General features: G+C 62.0%; 16 protein-coding genes and 2 tRNA genes. 11 read left to right on the forward strand and 7 right to left on the reverse strand.

Annotated features, from left to right (window positions below; all coding sequences use genetic code 11):
* Positions 1-247 precede the first annotated feature (247 nt).
* Positions 248-322, forward strand: a tRNA-Val gene (locus tag ACILSI_RS20925).
* On the opposite strand, the gene ACILSI_RS20930 is transcribed toward ACILSI_RS20925, so the two are convergent.
* From ACILSI_RS20930 to ACILSI_RS20955, 6 genes are all read right to left on the reverse strand, one after another.
* A complete protein-coding gene (locus ACILSI_RS20930) occupies positions 279-3,230 on the reverse strand; it encodes a transglutaminaseTgpA domain-containing protein (protein ID WP_395723891.1) in 2,952 nt (983 codons plus the stop codon). The genes ACILSI_RS20925 and ACILSI_RS20930 overlap by 44 nt on opposite strands.
* A gap of 4 nt (positions 3,231-3,234) precedes the next feature.
* Entirely contained in the window at positions 3,235-4,164 is a 930-nt protein-coding gene (locus ACILSI_RS20935) for an AAA family ATPase (RefSeq protein ID WP_395723892.1), read from the reverse strand.
* A gap of 100 nt (positions 4,165-4,264) precedes the next feature.
* On the reverse strand, positions 4,265-4,510 hold the full coding sequence (locus tag ACILSI_RS20940; RefSeq protein WP_395723864.1) for a hypothetical protein: 246 nt from the start codon (positions 4,508-4,510) through the stop codon (positions 4,265-4,267).
* Positions 4,507-5,241: a hypothetical protein gene (locus ACILSI_RS20945; protein WP_395723865.1), complete on the reverse strand. Its 735-nt coding sequence runs from the start codon at positions 5,239-5,241 to the stop codon at positions 4,507-4,509. Before ACILSI_RS20945 ends, ACILSI_RS20940 begins: the two co-directional genes overlap by 4 nt.
* A gap of 14 nt (positions 5,242-5,255) precedes the next feature.
* Positions 5,256-5,660: an ExbD/TolR family protein gene (locus ACILSI_RS20950; protein WP_395723866.1), complete on the reverse strand. Its 405-nt coding sequence runs from the start codon at positions 5,658-5,660 to the stop codon at positions 5,256-5,258.
* A gap of 73 nt (positions 5,661-5,733) precedes the next feature.
* Positions 5,734-6,423, reverse strand: coding sequence for a MotA/TolQ/ExbB proton channel family protein (locus ACILSI_RS20955; RefSeq protein ID WP_395723867.1), 690 nt, complete (start codon positions 6,421-6,423; stop codon positions 5,734-5,736).
* Positions 6,424-6,745: 322 nt separating this feature from the next.
* On the opposite strand from ACILSI_RS20955, the gene ACILSI_RS20960 reads away from it, so the two are divergent.
* The 6 genes from ACILSI_RS20960 (at position 6,746) to ACILSI_RS20985 (ending at position 11,424) form a co-directional block, all read left to right on the forward strand.
* Positions 6,746-7,654: an N-acetylglucosamine-6-phosphate deacetylase gene (locus tag ACILSI_RS20960; protein WP_395723868.1), complete on the forward strand. Its 909-nt coding sequence runs from the start codon at positions 6,746-6,748 to the stop codon at positions 7,652-7,654.
* A 15-nt stretch (positions 7,655-7,669) separates the two neighbouring features.
* The gene (locus ACILSI_RS20965; RefSeq protein ID WP_395723869.1) at positions 7,670-8,185 is read left to right on the forward strand and encodes a hypothetical protein; all 516 of its coding nucleotides are present in this window, start codon (positions 7,670-7,672) and stop codon (positions 8,183-8,185) included.
* 12 nt (positions 8,186-8,197) lie between these two features.
* Entirely contained in the window at positions 8,198-9,748 is a 1,551-nt protein-coding gene (locus tag ACILSI_RS20970; protein WP_395723870.1) for a lipase maturation factor family protein, read from the forward strand.
* Positions 9,749-10,021: 273 nt separating this feature from the next.
* A tRNA-Pro gene (locus tag ACILSI_RS20975) sits at positions 10,022-10,098 on the forward strand.
* Between the two features lie 29 nt (positions 10,099-10,127).
* A complete protein-coding gene (locus ACILSI_RS20980; RefSeq protein WP_395723871.1) occupies positions 10,128-10,622 on the forward strand; it encodes a hypothetical protein in 495 nt (164 codons plus the stop codon).
* A 34-nt stretch (positions 10,623-10,656) separates the two neighbouring features.
* Complete coding sequence (locus tag ACILSI_RS20985; RefSeq protein WP_395723872.1) at positions 10,657-11,424, forward strand: PH domain-containing protein; 768 nt, start codon at positions 10,657-10,659, stop codon at positions 11,422-11,424.
* A gap of 34 nt (positions 11,425-11,458) precedes the next feature.
* Here ACILSI_RS20985 and ACILSI_RS20990 read toward each other — a convergent pair whose 3' ends face one another.
* Positions 11,459-14,155 carry a protein kinase domain-containing protein gene (locus ACILSI_RS20990; RefSeq protein WP_395723873.1) on the reverse strand — a complete coding sequence of 899 codons (2,697 nt, stop codon included), beginning with the start codon at positions 14,153-14,155 and terminating at the stop codon, positions 11,459-11,461.
* Between ACILSI_RS20990 and ACILSI_RS20995 the strand changes: the two genes are divergently transcribed.
* The 4 genes from ACILSI_RS20995 (at position 14,082) to ACILSI_RS21010 (ending at position 24,550) form a co-directional block, all read left to right on the forward strand.
* Positions 14,082-16,325, forward strand: coding sequence for an ATP-binding protein (locus tag ACILSI_RS20995; RefSeq protein ID WP_395723874.1), 2,244 nt, complete (start codon positions 14,082-14,084; stop codon positions 16,323-16,325). The genes ACILSI_RS20990 and ACILSI_RS20995 overlap by 74 nt on opposite strands.
* Positions 16,326-16,471: 146 nt before the next feature.
* Positions 16,472-17,086 carry a response regulator gene (locus tag ACILSI_RS21000; RefSeq protein WP_395723875.1) on the forward strand — a complete coding sequence of 205 codons (615 nt, stop codon included), beginning with the start codon at positions 16,472-16,474 and terminating at the stop codon, positions 17,084-17,086.
* A 66-nt stretch (positions 17,087-17,152) separates the two neighbouring features.
* Positions 17,153-20,818: a DUF1553 domain-containing protein gene (locus ACILSI_RS21005; protein ID WP_395723876.1), complete on the forward strand. Its 3,666-nt coding sequence runs from the start codon at positions 17,153-17,155 to the stop codon at positions 20,816-20,818.
* A gap of 90 nt (positions 20,819-20,908) precedes the next feature.
* Positions 20,909-24,550 (forward strand): DUF1553 domain-containing protein, encoded by a 3,642-nt coding sequence (locus ACILSI_RS21010; protein ID WP_395723877.1) that lies wholly within the window; start codon positions 20,909-20,911, stop codon positions 24,548-24,550.
* The last annotated feature ends 8 nt before the right edge of the window (positions 24,551-24,558 follow it).

Genomic DNA, 24,558 nt, shown 5'->3' on the forward strand with positions numbered 1-24,558 from the left:
GTCGAACACCGGCTGTTGTGACCGCTACAAATTCGCCTTCCCTCCAAATGGCGCAGCGTTTTTTTCGGTCCCTCTCCCCGCGAACAAGCATTTTAAAGAGCCACACCAGCAGCCGGGGAGAGGGAGCCGACTTGCGAACGCTCTTTCACAAAGCAAATTCGATGCTTATGCCCAGCCTTGCCTTCGCTGATTTTTCCGGTTGCCCACACCGCCAAGTCCGCTTAAAGACTGCGCCCCGGAAAATTCCGCGCGATTAGCTCAGTGGTAGAGCATTGCCTTCACACGGCAGGGGTCGCAGGTTCGAACCCTGCATCGCGCACCATCAAATTCTGTGTTGGCTTAAAGCCTGAAACCAGTTTTTTGAATTCGTCCAAACGCTCGGACTGAGCACCGTAACGGCCTGCCACATACAATTCGGCCAGAGGTTTGATTTGAGACGCCAAATCCGGTCTGAGGGCAGAAACTCGCTCGGCATACGCCAACGGGCCTTCATGAGCCAGCCGAGGCCGTACACCGGCCTTGGCGAGCTTCTGGCACACGCGCTGCCAAGCACGCACCCACGGGTCCGCATGTCGTGCGGGCCGTCGCAGCCACCAGGTGACGAGCGCGGCGACGAGGGACACGGCAGCAATGCTGGCGATGATCAGCACGAGCCGACTCTGCACCAAGCCCAGGCGCTCCAGCAGGCCGCGCTGCGTTTCTTGGTTGAAGTCGATAACGCGGTCCTGCCAGGCGTAACTGAGGCTGTCCCAGAGCAAGCGCATGCGTTGCGTGACGCGACCCCACAGGCTGCGGCGCTGGCGCTCGGCGGCCTCCTCTCCCCCCGCCAACCAGGAACGCAAGTCGATGTTCACGCGGTCGGGAGCCAGCGCGGCCGTGGGATCGATGCGAAACCAGCCCACACGCTCCAGCCAGACCTCGGTCCAAGCATGCACGTCACTTTGTTTCACGATGAGATAGCCGCCGTTGTGATCCGAAAACTCACCGCCGAGATACCCCACCACCAGACGCGAGGGCACGCCAGCCATGCGCATGAGCGTGGCAAAGCTGGCGCTGAAATGCTCGCAGAAGCCGGTGCGGCGGCTGAGGAAGAATTCCTCCAGCCCGCCCGGCCCGGTGTACTCACCCGGCTCCAGCGTGTAAGTGAAGCCCTGCGTGCGCAGGTGATTCAAGGCGAGCTGCACAATCTGCTCATCGTTTTGCGCGGCGGCCTCCCAGGAATCCGTGAGCTGTTTGAGGCGTGGGGAGATGTTCTCAGGCAGTTGCAGAGCGGCCTCGCGGTGGTGTTCCGGCAGATCACGCAGCGGAGGCTGTTCGATGCGTGATTTGACCTCGATGCGCTCCGAACTGCGCACTGGCACGGGTGAGACCAGCGTTTCATCGAACTCGGGATACAAGCGCATGCCGCGCACGGTTGCGTTGAGCGGCAGATCGAGCGCGGGCACCCACGTCCGGCCATGTGCTTCCAGGTCGATGATCTGGCGCACGTCATTGGGGCTTTTGTTGGCTGGGAACATCGGCCGGTAGCCGAGCCGCTCGCCACGCGTCCAGCGCAGGCCTTCGCAGTGCCACAGGGTGATGCAGCGCCAGTAGCGGTGCATGTTTAGCGGCGGCTCACCATCGGGAAAACGCACACGGAAGGCCACATCCGTACTCAAGGCCACCTTGGCGATGCCGCCGGGATCAAGCGTATTGTCGATGCCCGTCTCTCCAAACCGGCTGCGGCCCAGCGCGGCGCTGAGGTCGAGCAATCCGCGTGGAAACACAAAAAACAGCATCAGCGCCAGCGGCACGGCCTGCACGAAGAGCGTGGCGGTCACCCGCGCAGGTTCGCGTGCCCCGGGAGCGCTGCGGCGGAAGCGCACCATGCAGCCGGTGATGAGCAAAAACACCCCCAGCACCCAGGCCGAGCGTGAGAGATGATTTTCGAGCAGGACGACACAAAACGCGAGGAACCAGCCAATCAGCCCCAGCACCTGAAATTCACGCGGCGTGCGACTTTCGAGGACTTTCGCTCCTGCCAGCACGAGCAGCAGGGCGATGCCCGGCTCCATGCCGCGCATCTCGCCATACTCAAACCACACCGCCGCGATGCCAAAGACGATGACAGCCGCGCGAACGACCACATGCGGCACGCCCATGCGCAGCACGCCGCGCCAGATCAAACACAGGGCGCACACCACCAGTCCCACCGTGGCGATGTAGCCATGCATGGGCCAGATCGCCAAAAGCAGTGCCAGACTCAGCAGCAGCAGCGGACGTAAGGGCAGATAGATGGATTGCTCGAAGCTGATCTCACTTGTCGCCTTCCCGTCCTTCAAATCGCTCGACATCGCTGCACCGGCTTCCGCACTCACTTTCGTGGAGAGCACATCCAGGCAGCGGCGCTGATGTGCAGGCCCAAGACCGGCGCGTATCGTGGTTTCTGGCAGCCGCAGCTCATACGGACGTGCTTCGCTCTCGCAAATCTCCATCCAGCGGGCGATCTGCGAGGCGCGGGCGGCCTCGTCGAGCGTGAGCGCCTTCCAATCGAGCACCACGACGCCTGCCACGCTCGAACTCCAGGTTTTGACCATGAGCGGGCCACCACGCGCCGCCGCGCGCCAGTCGATGTGGCGAGGTGAGTCGCCTGCATGCCACTCCCGCAGCCCGGCAAAGTCATCCCCGCCGCTGCTTTGCGCTCTCGCGGTCGAAACCACCGCCGCATCGCCTTGCAGCGAGTAATCAGGCGCAGGCAGCGGCAGGTCGCCTTCAGGTTTGGGATGCACGCGTCGCACCCATGAAGTTTGCATCACCCCTTCCGCCGTGAACAAGCCCAGCGGATACACACTGCGCACCATGATCCGCAACGCGCCGCCCGCATGCCGCGCTGGCGGCGGTAGTTCCACGAGCACCGCTTGGCCTGAGGGCACGCGCTCAACAAACACCGAGGTCTCCGCGCCGATGACGAGCACCTCCAGCCCGCACGGCGAAACCGCGCCCGTGGCCCGCAGTTCCACCGGAATGCGTTTGGACTCGTCCTGCGCCGTGGGTCGCCCCCCGACAAGGCGCACGCTGATTCCGCGCAAATTCGCCCGCGCATGCAGCCAGGAAAGCGCGCCCATCGCCGCTGTGATCAGCGCGATGAGATGCGCCGCGCCGTTTGATTGCGCCTCCGCCGCATACCACATGCCGCCCACGATGGCTGCGAGCGCCAGCGTGTGCCGGTTCCAGCGAACGCGTGTTTTCATCGCTTCAAGGCAGCGGTGTTTCCGCAATGAGCTGTTTGGCCAACTCAACACCGCTCATGCCGTCGATGGCATGCTCCAGACGATGCCCCATCACCGGAACGGCGACGGCTTGAATGTCCTCCGGCAAAACCATCGCCCTCCCGCTGAGCAAGGCCCACGCGCGTGCCGCCGCGAGCACGGCGAGACCCGCGCGTGGTGAAAGCCCATGCCCCTGCACTCGGCTGGCGGCCAGCAAGTCCTGCAAATAGTCCAGCAGCGCCGGAGCGGCATGCACCGCACGTGTCCAGCCCTGCAACTGCTGCAATTCGATGACCGACATGGCCGGTTCCATCGCCCGCAGCAGCTCACGCCGCTCCTGACCTTCGAGCAAAGCACGTTCCGCCGTGCGATCCGGCACACCGAGCGCCAGCCGCATCAAAAAGCGGTCCATCTGCGACTCCGGCAGCATGAAGGTGCCGATCTGTGTGGAGGGATTTTGCGTGGCGATGACGAAGAACGGCTCCGGCAGCGCATGCGTGGCCCCATCGGCGGTGACTTTGCCTTCCTCCATTGCCTCCAGCAGCGCGGACTGCGTTTTCGGTGTGGCACGATTGATCTCGTCCGCCAACAACACCTGCGTGAAGACCGGTCCGCGATGAAAATGAAACGCCGCCGTGCCGCGGTCATATACCGACGCGCCAAGGATGTCCGCAGGCAGCAGATCGCTGGTGAATTGAACTCGTCGAAATCCCAAGCCAAGCGCCTGCGCCAAAGACTGGGAGAGCATCGTCTTGCCAACCCCTGGCTGATCCTCAAACAACAGATGCCCACGCGCCAGCAGGCACGTCACCGCGAGGCGCACGACATCCTCCTTCCCCAGGATGATCTGCGACACGCGCTGGATGATCGTTTCAATCTGCTGCGCCGCCGTTTTGGCAGTGGCGGCAGGCAGCATGGCATCGGCTGGGGAATGGGGCACGCGGGAAGACATTGATTGGGGTAAATGTCGCCGATTGGAGAGTAAGAAAGCAAGCCTGCTTTCCAAAATGACGAGGTCAGATCTGCTGCAGCTTGTTCCGCTCATTCGGCGTGCGACACACCGGGCAGATCGTGACGGCGATCTTGCGCTTCGGCTCGCACGCGTAGGCCGTGCCGCAGATGCGGCACTGGACGGCGATGCGGCGGCGATAGACCTCGCGTTTACGGTCGCGCCAGAAGCTGAGAAACCAAAGGGCGCAGACCACGGTGACGCCGACGGCCATGAAAAAAATGATCAATCCGCCAAGCGGGATGGGGATCATGGCTTCGCCACCTCCCAGCGGAAGGAAACCTCACCCCACTCGATGCGTTTGACTTCAGAAGGCTGAAATCGCAGCGCGTTCACAGCCGCCTGAAGCTGGCTCATCACCTCGGCATCTTCCGCACTGCCGAGCGGTAGCGCGGTGAGCACCTGCCCCGCAGAGCCCACGGCGACACGAAACTGCACCCGCGTGGGCTGGGTGAGCGCGATGCCGGGCAGCTCCACGCTCGCCGGGCCGCGTTTCGCCAGCGTGCTGCTCATGACGGCGCGCAGCGTGGCCGCAGACGGCGCGGTCACCGGCTCCACGACACGACGTGGCACCGGCGGCAGCACATCTCTGCCGGGCGTGAACAAGCGCGGTTGTTTCACCGTCGTGGCGGTGGGCTCCAGCTCGCGTAGCTTGAGCTCATAGCCTTCAAAGGAGGGGCGAAACGCCAGCAACCCGCTTTCTAGCGGCGTGGTAGCCTCGGCGTCGTTGAGCAGCGCGAAACTGCGATCCTGCGCACGGTGGATCAGCGCCAGCGCGGCGGGATCACGCGGATCAAGCGAGATCATGTGCTGCGGTGTGGTCGTCACCCGCTGCGTCACGGGATGCACGATGCGAAAGACGAAAAAGAAGCCGGCCATCGCCCCCATGAGCACCAGCAGCGCCACCACAAGGTGCCAGGTCGAGTGATCACGCGCCTGCCACGCAAAGATCAGCGGCTCGTGCGGGTGCGGTTTGGCGGGCATCGGCTGGGGCGGGTTTACGACTTCGGCGGCACGGTGGAGTGCGCCACCTCGTAGCCGAGATCGAGCGCCATGTTGCCAATCTCGATCACGCGGCCAAACGGCGCCTGCTTGTCGGCATGGATGATGGCGCGGCGCTCGCCCTCGCGGTGCGCCTTCAGTTTCTCCCGCAGCTCGGTGGTGGTGATGCGCACACCGTCGAAATACAGCGAGTTTTCCATCCCGGCCGCGATGGTGATGATGTGGGCGCGGTCAAAACCGGTAAGGCGCGAGTTCGACTGCGGATGCTCCACCGTGATGCCGGAATGCTGCACAAAGCCGCTGCTGAACAGGAAATACACCAGCAGCAGCAGGATCGTGTTCAGCAGCGGCGCGGTGTAGAGCCACGGGCTTTGCTTCGGCAGGTTGCTTTCGAGCTTCATGGTTGGTCTCGGTTCGCAGTTCCGGGCGGGCGGTCGTTGGTTGGACCTGCCGGAGGCTGCGTTGAGCGGACGCTCATCCCTTCAATCCGCGCACGCGTTTCGCCGCTTTGGGCGCCTCAGTTTCCGCCGGGCGGAATTCCACGATGTTGTCGGAGCCTTTCGCGTCCTCGATCAGGTTCACGATCTCGATTCCGGCGCGTTCCAGGTCATGCATGAGCGAGCGGGCACGGGCGCTGAGAAAGGCGAAGGACAGGTAGGCTGGAATCGCCACCACGAGACCGAGCGCGGAGGTGATGAGGCTTTGATACACTCCGCGGGCCACATCGGCGTGCGTCGCCACGCCGTTGGCGGAGGCTAGGCCAGTGAAACTGTCCAGCAGGCCGATCACCGTGCCCAGCAGGCCGATGAGCGGCCCCGCATGCGCGATGGCGTTCAGGATGCCAAGGAAACGCTCCAGACGCGGCACCTCAAGCTGCCCCGCTTCCTGCACGATCTCCTTGAGTTGCTCACGCGGCGCATGGTGCCGCAGCAGCGCCGCATGAATCACACGTCCGGCAGGCACCCGAGTCGCCACACACTCCTGCAGCGCCTCGGCGAAGTTCTTGCGGCGGATCAGGCTGGCCAGCCCGGCCAGGAACTCACCGATGTTCATGCTGGCGCGGTGAAAGTAGGCCAGCCGCTCAATAAAGATCGCTCCGGCGAAGCACAGGCACCCAATCAGGAGCCAGACCAGCGGTCCGCCTTTGGAGATAAGATCAATCATGGGCCGGGAATCAAAGAATGAGGTGAAAGGGGCAGCACCAAGCGCCAGTTCGGGAGACGCCTCGTACACAGCATGTTTTATGCCGATCAGGACGGCTTGTAAACACTGGAAATAAAGGGGAAGGCAGGCCGAAGGTCAAGAAGGCAGGAGCGGGTCAAGCTTCGTCAAGGGGTCAAGACGGGGGCTCCACACCCAAATCCCCCCCTCCTTGACCCTTCCTTGATCTCTTGCCCCCCCTTGACCTCCCCCGCGTGACATTCATACCAAAACCCATCACCGCCGGGTCTTGCTTCCTCCCGGCAAAACCGCTCCAATGCCCGCCATGAAACCTTTCGATCTCCAGGTCAACGGCTACGCCGGCACCGACTTCAACGGCGACAATCTCACCGCCGAAACCCTCCATCACGCTTGCGAGTGCCTCGTTGAAGACGGCTGTGACGCCATCCTCGCCACCTTCATCACCGATGAAATTCCCACCCTGGAGCGCCGCATCGGCAAACTGGTCGAATTGCGCGAAAAAGACGAGCTCGCCCGCCGAATGATCACCGGCATCCACATCGAGGGGCCGTTCATCAATCCCATCAAAGGCTACGTCGGTGCCCATCCGCCCCACGCCGTGAAACCGGCCAATGTGGACGACGCCAAGCGTCTCCTCGCCGCCGCCGGAGGCCTCGCCAAGCTCGTCACCCTCGCCCCCGAGCACGATGAGGGCAGCAAAACCACCGCTTTCCTCGCCTCCCAAGGCGTCACCGTCTCCGCCGGTCACTGCGATCCCTCGCTCGACCAGCTCAACGCCGCCTGCGACGCCGGTCTGACCATGTTCACGCATCTCGGCAACGGCTGCCCTATCCAGATGCACCGCCATGACAACATCATCCAGCGCGCCCTCAGCCTGCATGATCGCCTCTGGCTTTGCTTCATCCCCGACGGCGTGCATGTGCCCTTCTTCGTGCTGAAAAACTGGCTCGCCAGTATCGGCCTCGACCGCACCATTTTCGTCACCGACGCCATCTCCGCCGCCCGCCTCGGCCCCGGCCGCTACACCCTCGCCGGCTGGGACATCCTCATCGGCGACGACCTCGTCGCCCGCTCCCCCGACGCCACCCACTTCGTCGGCAGCACCGTCACCGTCCCGCGCATCAAAACAAACGCGTATGAGCAGCTTGGCATGAGCGAGGAGGATTTAAAGCAAGTGCTGGATGTGAATCCGAGGAAGGCGATTGTGACGTGATCTTCGACAACTACGATGCAAACAAATCTACTCACCGTAACAATTGTGATTGCAGTCATAGCGCTGACATCATGTGTTTCTCAAGACAAGAACGCAGAAGACATCGGCTTTCAGTTGGCGGCTCCAAAAACAAAAAGCAAAACGGATAGTTGGATATTCGAACCTCAGAAATATCCCGGCTCATCCAGCGGCCATGCGATTGGCAAAAAGTCATCCTGGCAAACCCAGGTGACAAAACTCCCAATGGCCGTTGAGAAACTGAGTGACGCAGCCGTTGTCGAACTGACCGATGAGTTGGCTACATATTACGCCGGCCCACATTACAAGCGCCAAGTCGGAACTCGTCCGTATCTCGTGCGCGCAGTATTTTGGAACTACACTGGCGATTTTGATCTCTACTGGAACGATGAGGCGCTTTATGTGCATCATTCCTCACTTGGAGGAATTTATGGCGAGACGAAGCTTCCGATCGTCGTCAATCTCAAACAGCCGCCCAAAGCTGTTTACGTTTACATGAGTTCAGCCCTGTAACGTCTAGAAATCTTGACCCCATTCTCCTGGCTCGAAACCCATCGCGGACGCTACAGCGTCGTCCGCTGGCTGTTTCCGCGTCTGCTGGCGGTGATCTACCTCATCGCCTTCGTCTCCTGGGGTGTTCAGTATGACGGGCTGGTGGGCGAGAACGGCATTCTGCCCGCGAAGAACCTCATCCAGAACATCCATGCCTTCGAGGATCGCGAGCAGAAGACGCTGTTCTGGCAGTTTCCCTCCTTCTTCCACTGGCATTACAGCGATGCCTTCGCGCACGGCTGCCTGATCGCCTGCGGCATCCTTTGCGTGCTGGTGATCGCCGGTATGGCGCAGGGCCCGCTGCTGGCACTGCTGTGGTTTGGCTATCTCTCCTTCGCCACCACGGGGGACATTTTCATGGGCTACCAGTGGGATGCGCTGCTGCTGGAAGCCGGATTTCTAGCGCTGTTCGTCGCGCCGTGGCGGTTGTGGTCGTTTCGCGGCGTCACCGAGCCGCCACGCAGCTCGATCTTCCTCCTGCACTGGCTGTTGTTTCGCCTGATGTTTCTCTCCGGCTACGTCAAGATCGGCGGTGGCGATCTGCCATGGGAAAACATGACCGCGTTGCTCTACCACTACGAAACGCAGCCGCTGCCGAACGGTTGGTCATGGTTCGCGCATCACTGTCCGCGCGAGTTTCATGTGGCGGGCTGCTGGATCATGTATGGCATCGAACTCGGGCTGCCGTTTGCGATTTTCCTCGGCCGCTGGGGCCGTCTGGCCGCCGCGCTGGGCTTCCTCGGTCTCATGGCGATGATCTCAGCCACCGGGAACTACAATTTCTTCACCTGTCTCACCGCCGCGCTCGTCCTCACACTGCTCGACGACCGCTGGTGGCCGAAATTCGTGCGCCGCTGGTTGCGCATCGACGCCGAAGCCCCGCGTCCCGTCTGGTATCGCTGGATGCAATGGCCCGCGCTCGCCGCAGTGCTGCCGGTGATGCTCGTCACCCTGCTCGCCGCCGATTCCTTCCTCGCCGCTCGCATTCGCGGCTTCAAACCCGTGCTCCCGTCGGCATGGCACGAGGCGCTCGACGCGCCCATCAGCCGCACGCGCAGCTTCAACGCCTACGGCCTCTTCCAGGACATGACCGAGGAGCGCCCGGAGATCCTTCTTGAGGTCAGCGATGACGGCGCGCTCTTCCTGCCGCTCGATTTCAAATACAAGCCTGGCGATCCGAAGATCGCGCCCCGCTTCATCGCCCCACACCAGCCCCGGCTCGACTGGCAGATGTGGTTCGCCGCGCTCTATCCCGGCTACGATCCGCAGCGCGATGCCAACCCAAACTCACCCATGCACTGGTTCGGCCAGTTCCTCACCGCCCTGCTCCAGCACAAGCAGCCGGTGTGGGATCTGCTCGAACCTCCGCCCTTCCCGGTCGAAAAAATCACCCACATCCGCGCCCGGCTCTACCGCTACCACTTCATTCCGCCCGAGGCGCAAAAAGTCTCCGGCGAGTGGTGGGAACGCCAACTCCTGGGCAACTTCAGTGGCACCGTGACGCTGAATGCGCCCCCCCGCTGATTTTTGCCTGCCGGACAAAACGCGAATCGCCACGAATGACCGCGAATTTGCACGAATCCACCGCCAGCCTAAATTCGCGACCATTCGCGATCATTCCCAAACAATCGCGTTAAAAAATCCATCCTGCCCGTGGTGAAATAGCCGCTCAATCGAAGAGGATTGCCGCCATTCGTCATGACACATTTGTTATTCGTCATTTTCTCCCCTTGCTTCCCCTTCAAACAGCGCCACTATCGCGGCCCCTCGTCCTCCACAGGACGGCGGGAATGATAACGGGGCGTAGCTCAGCCTGGTAGAGCGCTTGCTTTGGGAGCAAGAAGTCGTCAGTTCGAATCTGGCCGCCCCGACCACCTTTTGATCTCGAATTTCAGATCACCTGATGTCCGCACTCTACGCCACCGCCCTCAGCACCTTCAAGGACATGGGCTGGCATTACCGCGAAATCCCAGAGCACCACGTCATCGAGTGCGACTTCGAGGCGCACCACACGAAGATCCCGCTGCACATGCAGGTCTTCGGCGAGACGCACATCGTCAGCGTCGTGGCCAATTCCACGCTCCAGGTCCCCTCCACCCACCGCCTGCCCGTGTGCGAGCTGCTCATGCGCGTGAACAAGGAGCTGAACCTCGGCAACTTCGAGCTCGAATGGGACGGCGGCCAGGTGATGTTTCGCATCACCAACGTCTTCCCGCCGCACCGGCATGACACACGCATCCTCGCCAGCATGGTCCACTCCGCCGTGGCCGAGATGGACCGCCTCACCGCCTTCCTCGGCGAAATCATCCGCACGCCCAAAGGCGAGCTGCTGCTGCTGAAGGTGGCGGATTTAATGAAACGCGAGGATTTGCTCCCGCCCGCGCCCGATGCAGAGTGATCGTGCGTGACACGGGCCGCCCGCCTGTGCTTCCATGCCGCACTCGCCCGTCATCATGTCCGCCCGCTACACGCTGCAAAACCACCCGGCCTTTGGCGAACCGCTGTCGAAAGAGGATCTTTACACGCTCGTCGCGCGGGGATCGCTCGCCCGCGGTGAGATGTGCGTCGATGAAGACACCGGCCTCAGTCACACCGTGGGTGAGCTCGTCAGCGGCATGCGCCCCGTCACTCAATCACGCCTGAACCGCCCCGCGTATCGCGAGATCAGCCCCGATCACGACATTCCCGACGAGGAGGAAGACATCGAAGAAGAAGAGGAGCCCGAAAAAGAAGAAAAATACCGCTACACACCCAGCGGCGAGGTCATCCTGCGCCACGCGCGTCCTTCCTGGCTTGGGTACACGAAGGCGCTCTTTCTCGTGCTGCTGCTGCTCATCGCCGCCGGCTTGCTGCTGGCCATCCAGCTCGAATACGCTGTCATCGCGCTGCTGTGTGCCACCTCCACGTTCATCGCCATCGGCATCGCCCGCTACTCACATGACTACATCGTCACCCGCGAGCGCGTGGAGCTGATCTGGGGCATCATCGGTCGCAGTTCCAAAGAAGCGCGCATCTGCGACATCCGCAGCATCGACGTGTACGAGTCCGGCCTCAAAGGCCTGCTCGGCCTCGGCACCATCGACTTCTCCACCGCCGCCAACGCCGGCATCGAAGTGCAGTTCAAAGACATGCGCCAGGCCCATGAGGTGAAGGATCTCGTCCGCAAGCTCCAGCGCGGCGGTCCGGCGACGAATGATTGAAGAATGACGAATCATGCACCGCATGATTCTTCCGCTACTTTACTCCCGTCTCCTTGAGTCGATTAGGCTGTTCCATCCTCGCGTCCTCATGAGCGTCTGCCGTCGTCCAAAGCTGAAATTCAGCCGGCTCCGGAACCTCGGGGCGGCTTTGTTTGAGCGCTTCCCAGGACTTCAGCGCCAACCCAGCAACATAGCCAAGCCCTCCACTGTCGGTGCGCCCCACAGGATGGCTGTTGATGCGATGCCACATCTCACGGGCCAGTGCGAGGGCATCTTCAGGCCGGTTCTGCGCAATCCGGACGTTGATCATCTCCTCAATGTCATAAAGTGCGGTCCGGTAGTTGGCGCTGTCCTTGTCACGCAGGTTTCGGCATTCGTCGAAAACCTGATAGGCTTCGTCGAAATGTCCGGCGAGTTTGTGCATTCTCCCAAGACAGACCAGCGCGGGGAAAAGCGCTGTTTTGCTGCCCTGCTCGACAGCGTTGTCTCGCGCCTCCAAAGCACGACCGACCGCCTCATCATGCCGCTCCAGGGCGCTTTCGCATTCCGCCAGGCGGATCAGGCACTTGCCGATGTCCACACGACTCGGTGCGCTCGTATTCTGCTTCAAGACAGACCGGCCCTGCGCCAGAGCCAGTGCTTCCTCGGCATGTTCGCGCGCAGGCTCCAGTTCACTGGCACTGCTTTCATACGCGGAGAGAATCAGCAATTCGGCGAGCAGCTTCTGGCCTGGCGTTTCCGGCCAGCGTTTCATTTCAGCTATTTTTTCACGCTGAATCCTGGCCGCGCCCGCAAAGTCCCCCTGGTTTCGCATTAGCTGAGTGAGCTGTTTGTTCACCATCTCCATCTGGCCTTTCGCATCTTTCGACTTCACCTCCGGTGGACGGCATTCTTGCAGCAGCTTCAGCGCCTCTTCGACACGGCCGACACTTTCCAACGACTCCGCATGCGCGAGTTGAATGTAGAGCAGCGGCCTGCCTTTCAATTTCTGCCGCAATGCCTCTTCCAAAGCGTCAGTCGAGTAAACCAGCGACATGGCGCCATCCTCTAGCTTCAAGGCCACGCGGCAGAGCTCTCGCTGCACATCAAACCACAGCTTGCTGCCGCGCCGCCCGTCTTTCTCGATTCTGGTGCGCAATGCCTCTAGTTGCGGTGGCGCGGTGATTCTCATGCCATGGGCCCCCAGATATTTGAGATAGGACAGTTCCACTGTGATCGCCTCCTCACTCAAATCACCATGCATGCGGCTGATGGCCGCCGCGTGGTCGCGCATGAGTTCGAGCGCTGGCTTCCACTCGCCAACAGTGGAATAAAGCCCCGCCAGACGTCCCTGCAGGTCAGCCTGCAGTACCTCGTCATCCTTGATTTCGGCCAGCAGAGAGCGGTTTTGATCCAGCGCCAGTTTCAGCGCCTCAGGATTGAGCCCGTTCTTCACCCCTTCGGCCGCACCATCGAGAAGCTGGGTCAAAAACTTCGCGGTTTGCTGTGCTCTGGCGGATTCCTCCTTCGCGGCCTGCTCCGCCTTGATCGCTCGCGCGGCCTGCTCCTCGGCATACTTTTTCTCACGCCGCGCCTCGGTTGCCTGCCACAGCGCCAGCGCCGTGCCGGCGATCATCGCCAGCACGCTCACCACCGCCGCCGCAAAGGCCGTGCGATGCCGTCGAATCCAGCGCGTGGCAACATACGTCACCGCCGGCGGATGCGCCGCCACAGGCCTGGAGTCCAGAAAGCGCTGCAAATCCGCCGCAAACTCCGCCGCGCCCGCATAGCGCCGCGCCGGATCCTTCTCGATGGCGCAGAGCGTGATCCAGTCGAGATCTGCCGGCAATGAGGCCAGCATCAGACGCGTCTGCGGCACCGCCCCGCTCTTTTTCAACGTCCGTGTTTCTTCCAGAATGCGCCGCGAGGGCCGCGGCGGCTGCACCTCGGCCATGATCCGCCGCATCGCCTCCAGCCCGCCCTTCTTCAGCGTCTTGGCCTCGATCGGCGGCGTGCCCGTGAGCACCTCGTAAAAGATCGCGCCCAGCGCGTAAATGTCACTGCGCGTGTCCACGTCCGCCGTGTCCGACAGCTGCTCCGGCGACATGTAAAGCGGCGTGCCGATCGCCACGTCCGCCCGCGTCATCAGCGATAGGTTTGCCGCCTCGCGCGCCGCCATCGCCTTCGCGATGCCGAAATCGATGATTTTCGGCACCGGCTGCCCGTCCACCTCCGTGACCAGGATGTTCGAGGGCTTCAGATCGCGATGGATGACACCCTTTTGATGCGCGTGCTGCACACCCCGGCACACGGCGCAGAAAAGCAGCACGCGCTCGCGCAGCGGCAGGTTTTTGTCCACGCAGTATTCGGTCAGGGGCACGCCGCGGACCAGTTCCATCACAAAGTAAGGCCGCCCGTCCGGCGTGATACCCGCATCCAGCATTCCCGCGATGTGCGGATGCTCCATCGATGCCAGCACATGCCGCTCCTGCTCGAAACGCGCCAAAACTTCGCGCGAGTTCATCCCCAGCTTGATCATTTTCACCGCGACCTCGCGATGCACCGGCTCGTGCTGCTCCGCGTGCCACACCACCCCGAAACCGCCTTCTCCCAGCATTTCCAGCAGCTTGTAGGAGCCGACAAAACCGCCCGGCTGCTCTTCCCTGACCTGATGCGCCATGAACGCCCCCTCCAGCCTCGTCACTTCCGGCTTGTCGATGCGGATCGTTTGGGTTTGGCCGGTGGATTCCATTTATTTGTATGGCACACGGCTATTACGACGTGTGACGCCCTGGCTGGCAAGAATTGATTTTGCCTGCCCGTCCGAATGGTCGAGCTTTAGTCACGTCATCTGTCTCTGCCTCCAAACCGTGATCTCCCGCACGTTCATTTTGCTTCTTTGCTGGCTCGTCCATGTCGCCGCGCAGGCACAGCTCACTCGCGCCCTCGACATCCGCACGCTGCCCTACGAGCGCAGTTTGGAAAAACTCCCCGTCGAGCTCACGGCCACCGTCGGCTTTGTCGAGAGCGGCGGCACGGTTTTCGTGCAGGACGACACCGCGGGCACGCATTTGCACTTCAAACCGGCCCGCAATGACCTCCGTGTCGGGGATCGCGTGCAGGTGAAAGGCGTCACCATGGCCGGACTCTACCTTCCGGGCGTCGAAGTGACCGAAATCACCGTTTTGAGCCACGAATCGCCCCCGGCAGCGGTTTCGGCGATCTTCGACGACCTCGCCACCGGGCGCTTTCATTATCAACGCGTGCTCGTCGAGGGGCTTGGACGCACCCTAACACCGCTGGACGAAAATCGATCGCTCCTGCGCCTCGCGATGGGCAGCCGCGTCATCGAGGTGCGGGTCGATGCACCGCTGGAGGCCGCGCCTCAGCTCATCGACGCCCGACTGCGCATCACCGCTCTCGCCGCCGGCGGCATCAATGACCGCCGCCAGCTCGTGTTTCCCTATTTGCGCGTCACCGATTGGAGTGATGTCGCTCTCACGCAAAGCGCCGCCGCGCCCGAATCACTGCCTGTCATCTCCGTTGCCTCGCTGCTGCGTTTTGGCGCGGCGGACGAGCCGCATCACCGCGCCCGCATTCGCGGCACCGTCTTGGCTGCGTTTGACGATGGCCGCGTCTTCCTGCGCGATGTCACCCCGCCACCACCGCCGCGTGAGGTCAAAGAGGACGAGCCACCGAAGGCACCGCTCTCCCCGGCCATCGCCGTCCATCTCTCCACCACGCCATCCCTTCTCGCGGGCGATCTCGCCGAAATCACCGGCTTTCCTGTCATGGCCGGCTTTAGCGCCTCGCTCGCCGATGCGCAGGTGCTCAGCCGCCAGGCCGCCGAGCCGCCCACCGCCGCCCGCGTGACCCTGCGTGAGTTTCAAAACGGCTCACACGATGCTGATCTCGTCCAGCTCACCACGCCCGCCGTGTTGAACGACTTCTTCCGCACCCCCGACGGCTACGAGCTGCGCCTCACCTCCGGCGGCACCTCCATCCGCGCCTTCCTTTTGGAAAAAAACGCGCCCAGGCTCGAGCTCGGCTCCGCCTGCCAGCTCACCGGCATCTGCCTCGTCGAGTCCGCCACCACCGACAAAGGCTTCCGCTCCGAGCCCGACCGCGCCTCGCTCCTCCTCCGCTCGCTCGATGACGTGCAGGTGCTCAGCACCGCGCCCTTTTGGAATGCCCGCCGACTCGTTTTCGCCATCGCCCTGCTTGGCGGGCTCGTGCTGCTCACGCTCATTTTGCTCACCCTCCAGCGCCGACAGATCACCCGCCTGGAGAGCAAAATCACCCACCAGGCCGCGCTCGACGAGCGCCAGCGCATCGCCCGCGAATTCCACGACACCTTGGAGCAGGAGCTCACCGGCCTCTCCCTCCGGCTCGATGCCGCCAGCACCCGACCGCTCGAGGACAAAGCCCTCACCCTGCTCGAAACCAGCCGCAGCCTCGTCTCCCGCATTCAAAGCGAAGCCCGCAACCTCGTCTCCGACCTCCGCGACGACACCGCGCACGCCACCACCCTGCCCGAGGCCCTGCAACTCCTCGCCGCCCGTGCCCCCGAAGGCATCACCATCACCCTCGACCTCAGTCCCATCCCCACCATCCCCACCATCCCGCCGCCCGTCACGCATCACCTCCGCATGATCGCCCAGGAAGCCATCACCAACGCCCTCAAACACGCCCACCCCACCCACATCACCCTCCACCTCTCCGCCACCGCATCACTCCTCACCCTCCGCATCACCGATGACGGACGCGGCTTCGACCCCACCGCCCAAACCCACGGCCAACCCGGCCACTTCGGCTGCATGGGCATTCGGGAGCGAGCGAGGAAGGTGGGAGCGGAGGTGAGGTGGGAGAGCGCGGAGGGAAAAGGCACCTCGGTGTGTCTTTCGTTGCCGCCTCCTCAATGACGAAATCCGAATTCCCGAATGACGAACGAAGCCCCAATGCCAAATGACGAACCAACTTGCTTCGAATGCTTTTCGTCATTCGAACTTCGACATTCCTTCGTCATTCTAAATTCGTCATTCGTCATTTGCCCACTTCCATATCGCCCATGATCTCCCTTCTCTTGATCGACGATCACTTCGTCGTCCGCAGCGGCCTCGTGGCATCGCTGGAGCTTGAAGACGACCTCAAAGTCGTCGGCGAGGCCGATCGTGGCGAGGATGCAGCCAAGCTCTTTGCCAAAAAGAAACCGGACGTTGTTCTCATGGATCTCCAACTCCCCGGCATCAGCGGCATCGAGGCCACCGCCGCCTTGATGCGCGAGCACCCCGCTGCGCGCGTCCTCATTTTCTCCACCTTCGCCCGCGACGAGGAAATCCAGGCCGCGCTCAAAGCCGGAGCACTCGGTTATCTCCAAAAATCCTCCTCCCGCGACGATCTCCTCACCGCCATCCGCACCGTCGCCCAAGGTGAGCGCAGCTTGCCCGCCGACATCGCCCAGCGCCTCAAAGACCGCCTCGCCGAGCCTGAAATCACTCCCCGCGAGCGTGAAATTCTCACGCTGATCACGCAGGGCAACGCCAACAAGGAAATCGCCGCCACTCTCGGCATCTCCGAAGACACCGTGAAACAACACGTCAGCCGCATTTTGATGAAGCTGAAGGTGAACGACCGCGCCCAGGCCACGGCAGAGGCGATCAGGCGCGGCTTGGTGAGTGTGTGAAGCCCTCACTAAAGTGGGGGTGGTGATTGCTGAAAGATGCTCCCCGAGACCGTTAATGGGAGCCTGATGCGCCACGTTTTTCTCAGCATACTTTTTCTCACCACCACAGCACTCGCCCAAAACGACAGCAGCGGTGGCAATGATGCGCAGGACAAGCCGCTCACCACGCCCGTCATGCAGTGGCGTTTTGACGATGCCAAAGACGCCGGCCCGCGTGCGCCGAGCTATCCCGCATTCCCGAAGGAAAACACGGCCATGCGTTTCGTCGGCGATGGCAAAAAGGCGCTGAAGGTGGCGGACAGACCGGAACTGCGCTTCGGGCTGCATGACACGATCACGCTGGAGGCGTGGGTCTTGGCTCCTGAGGCCAGCGGCGTGCCTTATCTCATCGGGAAAGGGCGGCTGGGGACGAAAGAATTCGGGGATCGCAATCAGAACTACGCGCTGCGGCTGCAAACGGTGAAGGGCGGCGGCGCTCAGATCGGCTTTCTCTTTTACAGCGCGGACGAGCCGGGCCGAAAGGGCGACGGACATCGCTGGTGGTCGAACAACACGATGACGCTCCAGGGCTGGCATCACATCGTGCTGACCTACACCTTTGGAAAACCGGAGAGCATCAAGGGCTTCATCGACGGACGTCCCACCGATGGCGTCTGGGACGCGGGCGGCGCGACGGATCGTGCGCCGGTGACGGATGGCGACGCGCTGGTGCTCGGCAGCGGTTACAACCTGACCTCACCGCACTCGTTCAACGGCTGGCTCGATGAAGTGGCCATCTACCGAGGCCCCATCGACATCGAGGCGCTGAAGTCGAAATATCAGTTCGTCCAGCCACCGCCGCCGATTGCGAAAAAGGATGTGCCTGCGGGCCGGGTGCTCGTTCAACTCGCCGAGGAAGGCATGCCGGATGCAAACGCGTGGCCGAATGAACCGCCGAAAGTCGGTGAAACCTACACGGAGGACGTGTTCGGCTTCCTGGATGTGCCGCAGAAGTATGTGGAAACAGGTGTGCGCGGAGATCGCCATGTGCCCTTCCTTTTTCGAGCTGCGGCCAGCGTGACGTTTCCGAAAGGAAAGCATCGCCTGCTGCTGCGTGCTCGGGGTGCCACGAATCTCCACATCGACGGCAAAACCGTGCTCACCACGCCATTCCCGCCGAGCGACAGCAGCGGTCATCATCTCGTGGCCGAACAAAATGAGTATCTCAATCTTGGTCCCGACTTCCGATTCGCCCCGCCGGGGAATCGCGAATCGTGGTGCGAGTTCGAAGGCACGGGCAAATCGCAGTTTTTCGTGCTGGAGACCCTCGTGGGCAGCTACATCGGCAAAAACATCCGCAGACCCGAACTCGGCGAAACCGTCGTCGCTTGGTCAAAGCAAGGCACGGTGACCTGGCAGCTCGTCACACCAGGAAAACGAGTGGTGCCTTACAACGACGCAGCCTGGGCCGAATACGAAAAGGAACGCAGCGCTCACTACGACGTCATCAACACGAAGAAGCGTGCCGAACTGCGTGCGAAGTCCGATCCTTATTGGAGTAAGCGCCGCGAGGCTGCGAAAGCGTGGGTGGCAAAGACAAAGCCCGTTCAGGTGCCGGAACTGCCAAAAAACTTCCCTGCCAGCAACGAAATCGACCATTTCATCGCCACACGCATCAATGGGGTGAAGGCGCAGGACTCGCACAAAGGCAGCATTGACTACTTCAAAGACATCCAGCCAATCCTCGAAGCCAAGTGTACCGAATGCCATCGCGGAACGAAGGCCAAAGGCGATTTGAAGCTGGACTCCCTCGCGGACGCTGCCGCCGCCATCAAACCCGGCCATCCTGACGCCAGCGAACTCATTGCGCGCATCACCACCGACGATGAAGACGAGATCATGCCACCGAAAGGCAAACCGCTAACCAAAGTAGAAATCAAGCTTCTCACGCAATGGATCAAAGAAGGCGCACACTGGCCAGACATCCGCGCCGATCACCTCACGCTCACTCCTTTGAGCGACGATCTGACCTTCCTGCGCCGCGTTTACATCGACACGGTCGGAGTGCCTCCGTCGCTCGCGGAGATTGAGAGAGTAATCCCGAGCTTTAGCCCGTCCGCACCTGAAGACGGGCTAAAGCCCGCAAATACTCTCAACCGCGCCGCCGTGATCGACACGCTCCTCAAGGACCCACGCTGGGCTGACAACTGGATGGGCTACTGGCTGGATGTGCTGGCGGAAAATCCGAACATCCTCAACCCCACGCTCAACAACACCGGGCCCTTCCGCTGGTGGCTTTACGAGTCGTTGAAGGACAACAAGCCCATGGACTTCTTCGTCACCGAACTCCTGCGCATGCGCGGCAGCGAGCGACTCGGCGGACCGGCCGGCTTTGCCACCGCCTCACAAAACGATGTGCCGATGGCGGCCAAGGGCACGATCATCGGCGCGGCCTTTCTCGGCGTGGAAATGAAGTGCGCCCGATGCCACGACTCGCCCACGGGTAAATCACTCCAGCAGCACCTCTTCGAAGTCGCCGCCATGCTCGGCACGAAAGAAATCGAAGTGCCAAAGACCAGCAGCGTGCCGATGGACAAGATCCACGTCGGTGGTCGCAAGCCGCTTATTCAGGTCACGCTCCAGCCCGGCACCAAAGTGCAGCCGAAGTGGCCCTTCGCCGAGTTTTGCGACGAAGCCGCCGTGCAGCTCGCCGAAGATCCGAAAGACACGCGCGATGCCCTCGCCGCCATGATCACCGCGCCGCAGAACGAGCGCTTCGCGCAGGTCATCGCCAATCGCATCTGGTCCCGCTTCATGGGGCGCGGCATGGTGGAGCCGGTCGAAGACTGGGAAAAAGGCAGGCCCACGCATCCCGAGTTGCTGCAATGGCTCGGTCGTGAACTCGTGCGCAGCGGTTACGACATGAAACATCTCGCCCGTCTCATCTTGAACAGCCACGCCTATCAACGCGCCACCGACCCCGCGCTGAAACAACCCAGCCCGCTCTTCACCAGCCCCGCGCCGCGCCGTTGGCAGGCCGAGCAGATCGTGGACAGCCTCTTCGCCGCCACAGGCAAACCTTTCCGCACCGAGGAAGTCTGCCTCGACATCGACAACACCCGCGAAATCCAAAACGCCATCCATCTCGGCAAACCACATCGCTCATGGATGCTCGCCAGCACCAGCAATGAGCGCGACCGCCCCAGCCTGGCCCTGCCACGCATTCAGGCCGTGAGCGACGTGCTCGCCGCGTTCGGTTGGCGTGGCGCACGGCAGGATCCTGTCAGCAAACGCGACACCGAGCCCAACGTTCTCCAGCCCGCCATCCTAAGCAACGGCACCCTCGGCATCTGGCTCACCCGCTTGAGCGACGATCATGGCATCACCGAGTTCGCCTTGAAGGAACAAACCCTCGATCAATTCATCGACCGCCTCTTCCTGAAACTCCTCACCCGCCATCCCACGACTGAAGAGCGCGAGCTCTACACCAAACATCTCGCTCCTGGCTACGACACGCGAGTCTTGAAACTTGAAACCTCAAACTCGAAACCTCAAAGCCCCCGCGTCCGCGAAAAATACGTCAGTTGGTCCAACCATGTGAACGACGAAGCCAACGTCGTGAGGGTCGAGCAGGAAAAAGCCGCCCGCCGAGGCGATCCCCCCACCGAAAAACTCGACGCCACCTGGCGCAGCCGAATGGAAGACGTGCTCTGGGCCATGCTCAACGCCCCCGAGTGGGCCTTCAGCCCGTGAAACCGCAGGCCATGCTCCCGCCAGTCGCCCCTCACGAAAGTGGGGTGCCCAGGGTGCTGAAAGAGCCTTCAAACCGCCGTTAATGATGGCATGACGCGCTCCGTCCTCCTCAGCACCCTCTTTCTCACATCCGCCGCCATCGCCCAAAACGACAGCAACGCGGGCAACGATGTCTCGGACAAGCCGAAGCTCGTGCCGGTCATGCAGTGGCGTTTTGACGACCAAAAAGAGCCAGGCCCGCGCGCACCGACCTACCCCGGCTTTGCTGAAACCAACACGGCCATGCTTTTCACCGGCGATGGCAAGAAATCCGCCGTCGAGGTGAAGGACAGCGAGGCGCTGCGCTTCGGCCTTAACGACACGATCACGCTCGAAGCCTGGGTGAAACCCGCGAACCTCTCCGGCGCGCCCTACATCATCGGCAAGGGCCGGCTGGGCACCAAGGAGTTCGGCGTGAACAATCAAAACTACGCGCTGCGCCTGCAAGCAGGCAAAAGCGGCGCGCAGATCGGTTTCCTCTTTGCCAGTGCCAGCGTGCCCGGCGGTGAGAAGAGCGACTGGCATCGCTGGTGGTCGAAAGCCACGCTGCCAAATACAGGCTGGCATCACATCGCCGTCACCTACACTTTCGGTAAACCGAAGAGCATCAAGGGCTACATCGACGGCCTTGAAACAGATGGCGATTGGGACATCGGCGGTGCCACGGATCGTGCACCGGTGACAGATGGCGATGCCTTGCTCATTGGTTCAGGTTACACTCGTGCCGCCTCGCACTCCTTCAATGGCTGGCTCGACGACGTGGCCATCTATCGCGGGCCTATCGACCTCGACACACTGAAGTCGCGCTATCGTTTCGTGCCACCGCCTCCGCCCGTCGCGAAGAAAGACGTGCCTGCTGGCCGTGTGCTCGTGCAACTCGCCGAGGAAGGCATGCCCGACGCCAGCGCTTGGCCCAGCGAGCCGCCGAAAGTCGGCGAGACCTACACGGAAGACGTTTTCGGCTTCCTCGATGTGCCGCAGAAGTATGTCGATACCGGCGTGCGCGGTGAGCGTCATGTGCCCTTCCTGCTGCGTGCCGCCGCGAGCGTGACTTTCCCGAAAGGCAAGCATCGCCTGCTGCTGCGCGCTCGTGGTGCCACCAATCTCTATCTCGATGGCAAGACGATCCTCAACACGCCTTTCCCTCCGAACGACAGCGATGGTCATCATCTCGTGGCCGATCAAAAAGACTACCTCGATCTCGGTCCCGATTTCCGCTTTGTGCCGCCCGGCAATCGCGAATCCTGGTGCGAGATCGTCGGCACTGGCAAGCCGCAGTTCATTGTGCTGGAGACGCTGGTCGGCAGCTACGCGGGCAAAGCCGTCCGCCGTCCTGAGCTTGGCGAAACCGTCGTCGCTTGGTCGCCTGAAGGCAGCGAGTCGTGGAAGCTGCTCACACCCGGCAAACGCGAAGTGCCTTACACGGACGCTGGCTGGGCTGCTTATGAAACCGAGCGCACCGCGCACTACGATCAGGTGAATGCCAAAGCCCGTGCCGCCATGCGCGCGCAGTTTGATGGCTACTGGTCAAAGCGTCGCGATGCCGCCAAGCAGTGGCTCGCGAAGTCCGAGGAAGTCAAAGTGCCCGAGCTGCGCAAAGGCTTCCCAAAAGGCAACGCCATCGACAACTTCATCGCCGCCAAGATCGCCGCAGTCTCCGATCAAGCCGCGCACAAAGGCAGCATCGACTTCTTCAAAGACATCCAGCCCCTGCTCGAAACGAAGTGCATCGAATGCCATCGCGGCGCCAAGGCCAAAGGCGGCCTGAAGCTCGATGCGCTCGCCGATGCGCTCAAAGGCGGCGAATCCGATGGCGCAGCCATCGAGCCTGGCAAACCGAAGAGTAGCGCCCTGCTCACGCGCATCCTTTCCGATGACGAAGACGACATGATGCCGCCCAAAGGTGAGCGCTTGAGCAAAGATCAGGTCGCTCTGCTCACCAAGTGGATCGAAGAAGGCGCGAACTGGCCCGAGATCAAAGCGGACCACCTCACGCTCACGCAGCCTGCTGACGACCTCACCTTCCTGCGCCGCGTCACGCTCGACACCATCGGCGTCGTGCCATCGCTGGAGGAGATCGCTGCTTTCCAGAAGAATCCAGATCGCACCGCAGTGATCGACAAGCTCCTCGCCGACTCACGCTGGGCCGATCATTGGATGGGCTACTGGCAGGATGTGCTGGCCGAGAATCCCAACATCCTCAACCCCACACTCAACAACACCGGGCCCTTCCGCTGGTGGCTCTACGAGTCGCTGAAGGACAACAAGCCCATGGATTTCTTCGTCACCGAACTGCTGCGCCAGAAAGGCAGCGAGCGTCTCGGTGGACCGGCTGGATTTGGCACCGCTTCACAGAATGACGTGCCGATGGCTGCGAAGGGAACCATCGTCAGCGCCGCCTTCCTCGGCGTGGAAATGAAGTGCGCCCGCTGCCACGACTCACCCACGAACAAGTCCATGCAGGAAGATCTCTTCCAGCTCGCTGCCATGCTCGGCACGAAGGAAATCGAACTGCCGATGACCAGCAGCGTGAACCCCGACCGCTTCAAGATGATGGCCCGCAAGCCGCTTATTACGGTCTCGCTCAAGCCCGGCACCAAAGTGCAGCCGAAGTGGCCCTTCGCCGAGTTTTGCGATGAGACCGCTGCCTCGCTTGCTGGAGATCCAAAAGACACGCGCGACCAACTCGCCACCATGATCACCGCGCCGCAAAACGAGCGCTTTGCGCAGGTCATCGCCAACCGCATCTGGTCCCGGTTCATGGGCCGTGGTATCGTCGATCCCGTCGATGATTGGGAGAAAGGCAAGGCCACGCATCCCGAGTTGCTGAAGTGGCTTGGCCGTGAATTCGTGCGCGGTGGTTACGACGTGAAGAAGCTCGCCCGCATCATTCTCACCTCGAATGCGTATCAGCGTGCCACTGACAGTGCTTTGAAGGAAACCAGCCCGCTCTACACCAGCCCCGCACCGCGCCGCCTTTATGCCGAGCAGATCGTGGACAGCCTCTTCGCCGCCACCGGCAAACCTTTCCGCACGGAAGAAGTCTGCCTCGACATCGACAACACACGCGACCTCAAAAACGCCATCCATCTCGGCAAACCACATCGCAGTTGGATGCTCACCAGCACCAGCAACGAGCGCGACCGTCCCAGCCTCAATCTCCCTCGCATCCAGGCCGTCACCGACGTTCTCGGCGCTTTTGGCTGGCGCGGTGCCCGTCAGGACCCCACCAGCAAACGCGATGCTGATCCGAACGTCCTCCAGCCCGCCATCCTCAGCAACGGCACCGTCGGCATCTGGCTCACCCGTTTGAGCGACGACCACGGCGTCACCCAGCTCGCCCTTCTTGACCAGAGCCTTGACCAATTCCTTGACCGCCTGTTCTTGAAGCTCCTCACCCGCCATCCCAGCGCCGAAGAGCGCGAGCTTTACGCCAAGCATCTCTCCGAAGGCTACGAATCACGCATCAGCACAACCAAGGTCGCCGATTCCAAATCCACCCGCACACGCACTCCTTATGTGAGCTGGTCCAACCATCTCGACGCCGAAGCCACCAACGTCCGCATGGCCCAGGAAGCCGCCGCCCGCGCCGGTGACAAACCCACCGACCGCCTGAACGCCGATTGGCGCCAGCGCCTCGAAGACATCCTCTGGGCCATGCTCAACGCCCCCGAGTGGGCCTTCAGCCCGTAATGGCAAGA

This window comes from Prosthecobacter sp., assembly GCF_044232965.1.
Taxonomy (GTDB): Bacteria; Verrucomicrobiota; Verrucomicrobiia; order Verrucomicrobiales; family Verrucomicrobiaceae; genus Prosthecobacter.

Bases quoted from the DNA above. Each gene is read 5' to 3' on its own strand.
- ACILSI_RS21010 (WP_395723877.1), top strand. From the start codon at position 20,909: ATGACGCGCTCCGTCCTCCTCAGCACCCTCTTTCTCACATCCGCCGCC.
- ACILSI_RS20995 (WP_395723874.1), top strand. From the start codon at position 14,082: ATGAACGCCCCCTCCAGCCTCGTCACTTCCGGCTTGTCGATGCGGATC.
- ACILSI_RS20935 (WP_395723892.1), bottom strand. From the start codon at position 4,164: ATGCTGCCTGCCGCCACTGCCAAAACGGCGGCGCAGCAGATTGAAACG.
- ACILSI_RS20960 (WP_395723868.1), top strand. From the start codon at position 6,746: ATGAAACCTTTCGATCTCCAGGTCAACGGCTACGCCGGCACCGACTTC.
- ACILSI_RS20930 (WP_395723891.1), bottom strand. From the start codon at position 3,230: ATGAAAACACGCGTTCGCTGGAACCGGCACACGCTGGCGCTCGCAGCC.
- ACILSI_RS20980 (WP_395723871.1), top strand. From the start codon at position 10,128: ATGTCCGCACTCTACGCCACCGCCCTCAGCACCTTCAAGGACATGGGC.
- ACILSI_RS21000 (WP_395723875.1), top strand. From the start codon at position 16,472: ATGATCTCCCTTCTCTTGATCGACGATCACTTCGTCGTCCGCAGCGGC.
- ACILSI_RS20940 (WP_395723864.1), bottom strand. From the start codon at position 4,510: ATGATCCCCATCCCGCTTGGCGGATTGATCATTTTTTTCATGGCCGTC.
- ACILSI_RS21005 (WP_395723876.1), top strand. From the start codon at position 17,153: ATGCGCCACGTTTTTCTCAGCATACTTTTTCTCACCACCACAGCACTC.
- ACILSI_RS20945 (WP_395723865.1), bottom strand. From the start codon at position 5,241: ATGCCCGCCAAACCGCACCCGCACGAGCCGCTGATCTTTGCGTGGCAG.
- ACILSI_RS20990 (WP_395723873.1), bottom strand. From the start codon at position 14,155: ATGGAATCCACCGGCCAAACCCAAACGATCCGCATCGACAAGCCGGAA.
- ACILSI_RS20965 (WP_395723869.1), top strand. From the start codon at position 7,670: ATGCAAACAAATCTACTCACCGTAACAATTGTGATTGCAGTCATAGCG.
- ACILSI_RS20985 (WP_395723872.1), top strand. From the start codon at position 10,657: ATGCCGCACTCGCCCGTCATCATGTCCGCCCGCTACACGCTGCAAAAC.
- ACILSI_RS20955 (WP_395723867.1), bottom strand. From the start codon at position 6,423: ATGATTGATCTTATCTCCAAAGGCGGACCGCTGGTCTGGCTCCTGATT.
- ACILSI_RS20950 (WP_395723866.1), bottom strand. From the start codon at position 5,660: ATGAAGCTCGAAAGCAACCTGCCGAAGCAAAGCCCGTGGCTCTACACC.